Raw genomic sequence first — 9,154 nt, forward strand, 5'->3', positions numbered from 1 at the left:
CCCATGAGATGCGCGCGGCAGCAGCCTGGACCTGTTGGCGCTGGGGCAGCGTAAGCCTGCTGGGGCGGGCGGACGCTCGCATCACGGCTTCCAGCATCGCGAGCCTTCCTCCGGAGGTCACTCATCCTCATGCTGTCGAAGAGGGGATGAGACAATGCGTGAAGCACGCGAAGCCGTGATGCGAGCGGAAGCAGGGGCCCACCTCCTGCCGGGCGCCACGGAGCGCTTCTCGGGGTGGGGGCTCATGGGGCTGCCATTCCGCTCGGGCGACATCCTGGCCACCCGGCGCTTCCCCGCGTCATCCATTGGGCCCGGCTATACGTCCGTCTGGCACCGTGCTCCCGATGGAGTCTGGACGTTCTACGCGGATGTGAGCCCCGCGACGGCCTGTACCCGCTACTTCGGGGAGGCGGTCGAACGGGCGGTGGTGAGCCCGATTGAGCTGGTGTGGACCGCGGAGGACACGCTGGTGGTGCGCGTTCCCGAGGCTCGCCTCCGTGCTGAAGTCGTCGTCGGCAACACCCTGGCGAGCAGGGCGCTGAACCTGATGGCGGCGGGCCTTCCGGAGTGGGCGTGGCGCAACCCGAGCGTTCTCGAGCGCATGTCGCACGTCGCGGGCCCCTTGCTCCACGCCGGAAGGCTCGCCATGGCGGGCGAGGCGCCCAACCACCAGCGCTTCATCGCCAACCCGCGCAAGGTCTGGGTCGTCAAGTCGGCCCGACTCGTGGTGGGCGAGCGCGTGGCGACGGACGTGGGACCCGTCACACCCCAGGCCCGGCTCGGGGACTTCTACATTCCGCAGCGGGGCCTTCTCGCCGTCGGGAACGCGGCCTTTGACGCGCTCGATCCGGCACACCACTCCACGTCGGTGTGCCGGGGGCTCCGCGCCGCTGAAGCCCATTGAGCGCTCCTCCCCGCGGAGCCGCGCCCGGGCCGGCTCAGTATTGGGAGCTCTGCCTCCCGAGGAGTTCCTCGGCAACCAAGCGCCCCGGGGGTATTCATCGGCCATGCCCCTCAGGACACCGTCCACCTCCCACGCACGCTCCCGCCTGGCCCTGCTTCTCCGCGGCTGCGGCCTTACCGCATTGCTCGTGTTGACCGCTTGTGGTTCCGAGAAGCCTTCGCCGCCCAGGTGCTGCGAAAGCCCGCGCTGGGAGGCCGTCGAGCAGCACGGAGACGTTCCGCCCGCGCTCTGGGAGGCCAGTGCGTCGTTCTCCCGCACGAGCGGGGATCCGGCCGTCGTCTACCGCTTCGGCGGCCAGAGCGGGAACTTCCCGGATGACTACACCGTCAATGACTTCCATGCCTTCGACGTCGCCACGGCCACCTGGAGGAAGCTGACCTCGCCGCCGCCCGCTGCTCGCGCCGAGGCCCTGATGATTCCCGGTCCGTGCGACGACTGCGTGAGCATCGCGGGAGGGCGGGGCCGGTTCCGGACGGGCTCGGATCTGATGTTCCCCGAGATGTGGACCTACCACGTGCAGAGCCAGCAATGGGAGCAGGTGTCCTCCGAGAACCTGGGAGATCCGTTCGCCGTGCGCCGCTCCTCCGCCCTGGTGGTGGAGGTGCCCCGGGCAGGCCAGTCCGGCAAGAAGACCCGTTATGCGTTTGGCGGCGTGGGCAACACGCTTCCACGCTTCGCCACGACGTCCACCGGTCTTCGCAACGATGTCGCCGTCCATGACGAGGACACGGGCTGGCAGCCCGTCACGACAACCGGTGAGAAGCCCGCGCCTCGCGCCTGGGTCGCGGGCGGGTACGACCCGGACAGCCACTCGCTGATTGTCTTTGGGGGCTACCGTCTCGGAGCGGATCAAGGCCCCGATACGCCGGCCGGGGAGCTCTTCGGTCCGACGAACTACGAGAACGACCTCTGGTCGCTGAGCCTCGAGACGCTCACGTGGACCCGGCTCCAGCCGGCGGGGCCCCTTCCTGCGCCGCGCGACAACGCGGTGTCGTTCTTCGACACCCTCCATGGCGGGCTGGTCGTCTTCGGTGGGCAGCGCTTCGACGGCCTCTCCAGCGACCTGTGGTTCTACTCGGTGAAGGACAACCGATGGACCGAGGTGGCCTTCGCCTCCGGCTCGCCCATTCCCCCGGCCCGCGTCGGAGGCATCTCCTTCGTGCGCGAGACGCCCACCGCCTACGAGCTGTACCTGAACGGCGGGGCATCGTCCGACGGCGGCGCGAGCGAGTTCTACGACGATCTCTGGAAGCTGATCTGGCTGAAGCGCTGACCGAGTATAGGAAGGATGGAATCCTCCTCTCCTTCAGCGCTTCCCTGCTGGCCGCTGCCTGGGGCGCCACGCTCGCCTCCTCCTCGCCTGCTGGGGGACCAGAAATGGCCGCAATTGCGCGACTGGAGCGAAGACGCCGTGGAACCTCGTGAGGTTTGTCCGAGGCGGAGGCACCAGCGACGCCACACGCCGTCAAAGTCCCAGCCCGGCAAAGAACTGCTGCGGGGTGCCGTCCTCCTTCTGAACGCCGGGGAACGGCGCTGGGAGGGGCACCCCAGGGCAACAGGATCAACCGTAAAAAGACCGCCCAGGGTGCTTTCCCTGCACCCTGGGCCATCCACTCGCCCGGTCGGGACTACGCCTTCCGGAGCCCCATGACCTCGCCGTAGCCGCCGGGGATGAAGAACTCGTGCGTGTCCATGCCCAGGATGCGCAGCGCGGTCGTCACCGCGTCCGCGGAGCGGGGCACGCGCTTCGAGGCCTGGCCGTTCTCCTCGATGATGTCCACCGGAACACCGAGCCCGCGCGGGGTGTACGAGCCCACCTGCCGGTTCCCCGCCACGTTCCCGCCCGCGAAGCAGATGGACGTGTAGGGGTGATGATCGTCCGCCAGGTAGTAGCTGCCGTCGCTGCTCCGCGAGGCCCAGCTCCGGCCGAACTCGCTCATCACCAGCACGAGCGTGTCGTCGAGCAGCGTCTTGCCGGGCTTGCCGGGCGCGGGCGCGGCCTTGAGCTCGCCGAGGAAGCGCGCGACGTTGTCCATCATCCCGCGGCCGTGCGCGCAGCTGTAGCCATGGCCCAGGCCGCTGTGCGTGTCGAAGTCCTGTTGCAGCGAGACGTGCACCGAGGTGCAGAGGTCCGCCTTGATCAGGCGCAGCGCCATGTCCATGCGCGAGTCGAGCCCCGTGAGGTGGAAGTTCGCGAGGCCGAAGGTGTACGTGAACGACTGGTTGGACAGGTAGCTCGACAGGTACGCGGGGCGGTTCGAGGTCATCATCTCGATGCCCTTGGTCTTCTCCAGCACGGACACGACGTCCGTCGCGAGCACGCGCGACACCGACGACAGCGAGCCGTGCAGCCCCTCCAGGTAGTTGTCCACCTTCGCCGTCGAGCGGCTCAGGAGCTGCTGGGCGCGCGTCAGCGAGAAGCGCTCGATGGCCGTCGTCTTCAGGGCGCCCCCGGTGGGCTGCCCGCGCGCGTTCAGCTCGGGCGCCTCGGTGCGCGCGTCGAGCCCCGTCCACCACGGGTTGTCCGAGGGCTTCGCCGAGAGCATCGGCTTGAGCGCCTCGATGGACGGCACGCGCAGGGGCGAGGCGTGGGAGGGCAGCCCCATGCCCACCGGCGTGCCGCGCTCTCCGGTGACGACGACGAAGGGCAGCGGCCGGCTCTCGCGGTACTTCTCGTACAGGTGGTTCGCGATGACCGAGTGCACGGCGGGCGCCCGGTAGTCCGCGCCGGCGACACCGCACATCGAGGAGATGAACGCGCTCGAGTGGTCGTTGGTGCCCTGGTCGATGCCGTGCAGCACGCTGAGCTGATCCGCCAGCGCGAAGTGCGTGTAGCCGTACATGAGCGGGCTGTAGCTGCCGCGCGCGGCCGGGTCGGCGGGGTTCCACGACTGCCACGTCCGCAGCGGCTTGTAGGAGCCGTTCGGAGGCGCGAGGTTCACCACCTGGCTCGCCTGGAAGAAGACGGGCTCGCCGCTGTAGTTGGAGGGCGTGGGGACGCAGAGCGGGATGTCCGCGTCCTCCATCGGGGTGAAGTAGTACGCCGGCCGGTAGCCGCCGGGGATGTAGAACACCACGAGGCGCGAGGGGACGTCGACGTCCGCGGCGTGCGCGGTGCTCGAACCGAGGAGCCCCGCGCGATCGAGGAGCGCGAGCTGTCCCGCGCCGAGGGCCCACTTGAGCAGGGTGCGACGAGAGGTGTTGGGCATGGTGTCCTCGCTCAGTAGGTGATCCACATCGGGTGACGGATGAGCGCCGCGCAGACGCCAATCCAGGCGAGGCGCGTGTTCTGCGCCTCCAGCGGCAGGTAGACCTGCTCGTACAGCGCCTGGGCCTCCGCGTCCGAGGGCGGCTGGCCGAGCATGCGCAGGTAGAGCGAGCGCAGGTTCTTCTGCACCGCGTCCGGGTTGCTCTTGGAGGTGTCGGTGAGCGTCGCGTAGCGCAGCACCGCCGGGTTGCTCTTCTTGTCCACGGCGCGCGCGCACCACGCCTGGGACATCTGCACCAGCGTCTGCGCGGCGGATGGACCGAAGCTCACGTCCCGCTTGCGGTACAGGAGCGAATTGCCGCCGCCGAGCGCCTCGAAGCGCTCGACGCTGCGCGAGTCGGAGACGTACTCACCCGAGATGCCGGGGGCCCAGTCCCCGGGCCAGATGAAGAACTTGCCGCCGTTCGCCACGTACGGCCTGTTGCGCCAGTTGGGGTCGGTGGTGCTGACGAAGTCCTCGAGGGTGAGCCCGAGCTGATCCATCAGGCTGATGATCATCTCCTCGGCGGTGAGCCGGCGGACGCTGAACTCCTCCGCCACGGGGGCCTCCAGTTGCGCGGGCGTGGCCGGCAGGTTCCGGATCCAGTCCTCCACCTGCGCGATGGTCAGCGTGACGCGGCCGCTGCTGACGAGCTCGTTGTACGGCTGCCCGGGCGGCATCTGGGGATAGCTGCCAGGGGCCACGCCGTTCAGCAGCTGGATGAGCATGCTGTTCCCGGGGTCGCCGCGCTTCACGTACTTCTCGTTGTAGACGAGCCCGTTCTCGAAGGCGGTGAGCGAGGCGAAGAAGGGCTTGTTGCCGGTGAGGTGGCAGCCCTGGCACGCGGGCGCGAGCGCGAGACGGATCTCGTCGTTCTTGCTCACGGCCTCGCAGTTCTCGCCGTCCGGGTTCTCCGGCGTGGAGGGAGCGTCCGAGATCTTCCCGACGCAGCTCACGGCGAGGAGCGCGACCGCGGCGCCCATCAGGGTCGAACGCAACGTGTTCATCACAGGCCCCTCCGCAGCTCGGGCTGTTCGAAGAGGTATCGGATGAAGGGTCTCAGCTTCCGGTCGCCCGCGACGAACTCCCGCGCGAGCTTGTCGATGAAGCCCTTCTCCGTGGCCGGGTTCAGGTCGCGGCCGATGAACATCGAATACATCTTGCGCGCGACGCAGCGGTCGAACTCGCCGGAGCGCACGACGAGCTTCCCGAAGCCGAGCGGGCCCATGGTGCCGTCGCCGTGCTCGCCGAGCAGCGTGTACGTGTCGGGCATCGTGTCGAGCAGCACCGCCTCGGGGTTGGCCTTCACCTGCTCGGGGGTGACGGGCGTGAGGATTGTGTTGGGGACGAACGCGTTCTTCCAGCGGTAGCCCGGCGAGGTGCCGATGTACGGGTACTGCCCGGACAGCCACTCCTTGGTGACGCGGTGGCGGCCCACGCCCGGCATGAAGGGCCACGGGACGTAGGAGCTCTGGGCCGTGCCGAAGTCCCAGCGCTTGAAGGAGATGGCCGCGGGGTCGAGCGTCCGGTGGCAGTGCAGGCACGTGCCGCCGGTGCCGGGGTCCAGTTCCAGGGGCGGGAAGTGCACGTCCGCGGGCGGTGGCGAGAAGCTCTGGCAGGCGAACATCTCGAGGAAGCGCGCGGCCCGGACGCGCTCGCGCGGGAAGGACGACAGCGAGCCGATCATGGTGAGCACGCCCGCGGTGGGGAGGCCCTGGGGCGCGTCGGTCGTGGTGCGCGGGTCGAAGCGGTAGGTGCGATCGATGCTGCCGGAGCGCGCCCGGTTCGCGGTGAGCGCGAGGTGGAAGGGCTCCAGGTCCTCGACCACGAACTCACGCCACGCCTGCGGATCATTCGGCGTGGGGTGCAGCGGGTCGCGCGGCGCGTTGTCCGCGTCGGGACGCCACCACGTGGTGTTCTTGTCCAGCGCGCTGTTGCCCATCTGCCGGCCGAAGCGCACGTACAGCGCACGCAGCCAGTTGGTGCCGACCGAGTAGTTCCCGAGGACGAGGTCCGAGAGCGGCCGGTCGTGCCACGCGAGGTGCGCGAAGAGGCGCGCGGGCTCCTCGTAGGGGTGCCGGCGCTGCATGCCGAAGTCGTAGTTGTTGTTGCCCAGGAGGCCAACGAGCGGGCTGCACCACACCAGGTTCGGGCCGCAGCCGCACGCGGGGGGCAGCATGGGGTCGTAGTAGCCGCCGTTCGCGAGGCCGCAGTCGACCGGCTGGCCCTTGCTGTCGGTGACCTGGGTGACGTCGGAGCCGGCCTTGCCGAGCACGGTGACGGTGGTGCCCGGCGCCCACCAGGGCTCCACCTGGTGCACCTCGGGCACGGCGGGGTTGCCGTCGGCGTCCTGGTCCTGGCACTGCTTGGCCGGGTCCTTCGAATCGCCGAACTCGTGCACGGCGTAGTACGCGCCCGCGTGCGCGGTGTTGGCGTCGCACTTGAAGAGGTGGCCGGACATGTCGCCCTGGTAGGCGTCACCCGCCGCGCCGGTGGTGTATGCGCCCACCGCGAGCCACTCGTGGCCGAAGTTCACCATCCGCTCGTAGAACTTCGGCGAGCCGAGCGCAGCCTCGAGCGTGGAGCGCAGGATGGATTCCCGCGCCTCGGGCGTGGTCGCGGCCGCCATCGCCTCGTACTGCTCGACGGTGGGCGTCGTCCCCGTGAGACCGAGGACGAGGCGGCGCAAGACCCGCGTGCCGCTCATCCGGTCATTGAGAGGGACGGCGGGGGGAGGTGCTTCGGGGCCACATTGTTGTGCGTGCGCGTCGACTCCGGTGAGCCCGGACGCCGCGAAGAGCACAGCCAGCAGGGCCGCGCGCTTCAGGTGCAAGTGCCAGTGCATATGCACGAACAATACACCGGGCGCATGACTCCATGACACAGGAAGCGCGCTCCGGGCTCAGCACGGCTCCAGCAGTGACACGGTGGCCGCATGGACCTGGGCCCAGGAGCGCAGGCGGTGGACGTGATGGCCCTCACCATCGAAGTACGAACCTCCCTGGAGAACCGTGCTCCCCCCGTCTCCAAAATGTCTCCAAACTGGAGGGGACTCCGGGTGACAGCCGGGACTGGCGGGAACTGCCCCGTGGGCTCGACGTGCCCCGATTCACTCGCGATTTCTCGAAAGGCGTGTGCCGTCGCGGGTTCAGGGCACCCCTCCTCCACGGGTTCGAATCCCGTTGGGGACACGGAAGGACCGAGGCCGGAAGCCGCTGAGACCCAGCGGTTTCCGGCCTCGGTGTTTTCAGGCTCCGGCGCATCTCCAGAATGACCCGTGACGTCGGCTGTCCGGACTGAACGACGACGACCCCGACTGGGCTCGCCGCGGGGCGCGGCCCCGGCACGCCTCAAAGACATAGAAATATGGAAACGCCGAAATAATCACATCCCATCCGCCCTGTCGTTCAGGGAGCGCGGGCTGGATGGCTCATGTCGCCTCCGCCCGCGGTCACACGGAATGGTCCGGCGCGACCCTCATCCAGCAAAGGAAGCTGTCGTGAACGAGAACCTCTTCAACCAGACGTACAACCAGATCCTCGCGGGCGCGCTGGGCGGCGACAACAAGAACTTCCAGTTGATGGGGACCCCCCAGTCCTTCAACTGGGCGGTGGCGCCCACGGGACAGATCGATCCGCAGGCCTACCAGGCGATGAGCACCATGCCGCTCTGGAGCCCTGTCGGCAGCTTCACCGCGGCCGACGCCGACTTCTTCACCTCCTACCGCCAAGTGCTCAACCAGATCACCTTCAAGGTCAGCCCCGAGCGCCAGGGCGACCTGAAGCGCCTCAAGGACCTAGTCACCCTGGCCAACAACGACGTGACGAAGGCGACCACGGAGATGAACCAGGCGTACCTGTCCCAGCAGCAGAACGGCGGCGTCGTGTTCGCGGCCAGGTACCCGGACGTCAGCTCCTGGATCCAGGGCGAGGGCAGCAGCTACCAGCACGCCATCGACAACGCGCAGGTCAACTTCAATCGTACCCAGGACCAGCTGCTGGAGATGCAGAAGGCGAGCATGCCGGCGGATCTCCAGAACGCCATCGACGCCATCAAGAGGCCGACGGCGAACCCGGCCACTTCGACGAACCCGGTCGGCTGGGTGAAGGTCCCGGACGGCGCAGGCATCCTGAGCTGGCAGCCGGGCTGGACGATCGCCACGAGCGGGCAGGACTGGCGGGCGGAGCTGGCCAGCGGCACGGTGGGCAGCTTCACCGTCGAGCTGTCCGCCGCGGACGCGACCCAGAACCTCACCAAGAGCTGGGCGAACGGCAGCGCCAGCTACGGGAATCCCTTCTGGAGCGTGGGGGGCTCGGGCGGCTGGGAGAAGATGGACCTCACGACGACCGACAAGAGCGTCAAGGCAACCATCTCGGTGAAGTCCTCGGCCGTCGTCCCGATCACGCCGGGGAGCTGGTACGACGGGGGCTTCCTGTCCACGATCGCGCGCAACAAGGGCGGAGGCTACAGCCTGACGGCGCCGTGGGTGAGCAACGGCGGCCCGGGAAGCCAGTCGCTGTTCGGTCAGTACGGCCTGCTGCCCACGCGGGTCAGCGCGCTGGTGGTGGCCTACCAGCCGAGCTTCTCCATCACGATGAGCAGTGCGACGTTCAACCAGTACCACGAGAAGTTCGAGGCCAGCGGGGGCCTGCGCATCGGCCCCTTCAGCTTCGGCGGCAGCGGGGGACACGAGTCCAACTACATCCACACCACCCAGGGCGGGACGACCTTCACCGGCGGCTCGACCTCCGAGGACCCCGTCATCATCGGCGTGCTGGTTTCGTTCCCCGGCATCAACGACCCGGGCTTCGCGGGCTAGGACGTGTCCGCAAATAGTTCGAGGGGAGCCGGGTGTTAGGAGGGCATGAGCCGAGGAGAGCTGACAGACGCCCAATGGGAGCGGCTGGCAGGACTGCTGCCGCCCCAGAAACCCGCGCGAGGC

6 protein-coding genes are annotated in these 9,154 nt (G+C 68.7%); 3 read left to right on the forward strand and 3 right to left on the reverse strand.

What is annotated here, in order from left to right:
* The first annotated feature begins 154 nt into the window (after positions 1–154).
* Together D7W79_RS33495 and D7W79_RS33500 are read left to right on the forward strand one after the other, a co-directional pair.
* Positions 155–904 carry a hypothetical protein gene (locus tag D7W79_RS33495; protein WP_208729905.1) on the forward strand — a complete coding sequence of 250 codons (750 nt, stop codon included), beginning with the start codon at positions 155–157 and terminating at the stop codon, positions 902–904.
* Between the two features lie 187 nt (positions 905–1,091).
* Positions 1,092–2,237, forward strand: coding sequence for a Kelch repeat-containing protein (locus D7W79_RS33500; protein WP_158617114.1), 1,146 nt, complete (start codon positions 1,092–1,094; stop codon positions 2,235–2,237).
* Between the two features lie 355 nt (positions 2,238–2,592).
* On the opposite strand, the gene D7W79_RS33505 is transcribed toward D7W79_RS33500, so the two are convergent.
* The 3 genes from D7W79_RS33505 to D7W79_RS33515 are packed head-to-tail and all read right to left on the reverse strand — an operon-like array spanning position 2,593 to position 7,057.
* On the reverse strand, positions 2,593–4,173 hold the full coding sequence (locus D7W79_RS33505) for a DUF1501 domain-containing protein (protein ID WP_208729906.1): 1,581 nt from the start codon (positions 4,171–4,173) through the stop codon (positions 2,593–2,595).
* Positions 4,174–4,184: 11 nt separating this feature from the next.
* Positions 4,185–5,219, reverse strand: coding sequence for a hypothetical protein (locus D7W79_RS33510; protein WP_120529411.1), 1,035 nt, complete (start codon positions 5,217–5,219; stop codon positions 4,185–4,187).
* Positions 5,219–7,057 (reverse strand): hypothetical protein, encoded by a 1,839-nt coding sequence (locus D7W79_RS33515; RefSeq protein WP_120529412.1) that lies wholly within the window; start codon positions 7,055–7,057, stop codon positions 5,219–5,221. Before D7W79_RS33515 ends, D7W79_RS33510 begins: the two co-directional genes overlap by 1 nt.
* Positions 7,058–7,711: 654 nt before the next feature.
* Between D7W79_RS33515 and D7W79_RS33520 the strand changes: the two genes are divergently transcribed.
* The gene (locus D7W79_RS33520; RefSeq protein WP_208729907.1) at positions 7,712–9,031 is read left to right on the forward strand and encodes a hypothetical protein; all 1,320 of its coding nucleotides are present in this window, start codon (positions 7,712–7,714) and stop codon (positions 9,029–9,031) included.
* Positions 9,032–9,154: the final 123 nt, after the last annotated feature.

Source organism: Corallococcus exercitus (assembly GCF_003611585.1).
In the GTDB taxonomy this organism is placed as follows: domain Bacteria; phylum Myxococcota; class Myxococcia; order Myxococcales; family Myxococcaceae; genus Corallococcus; species Corallococcus exercitus.

What these genes read in the sequence shown, in the direction of transcription:
- D7W79_RS33510 (WP_120529411.1), bottom strand. Translation starts at nt 5,219, where the DNA reads ATGAACACGTTGCGTTCGACCCTGATGGGCGCCGCGGTCGCGCTCCTC.
- D7W79_RS33495 (WP_208729905.1), top strand. Translation starts at nt 155, where the DNA reads ATGCGTGAAGCACGCGAAGCCGTGATGCGAGCGGAAGCAGGGGCCCAC.
- D7W79_RS33515 (WP_120529412.1), bottom strand. Translation starts at nt 7,057, where the DNA reads ATGCACTGGCACTTGCACCTGAAGCGCGCGGCCCTGCTGGCTGTGCTC.
- D7W79_RS33505 (WP_208729906.1), bottom strand. Translation starts at nt 4,173, where the DNA reads ATGCCCAACACCTCTCGTCGCACCCTGCTCAAGTGGGCCCTCGGCGCG.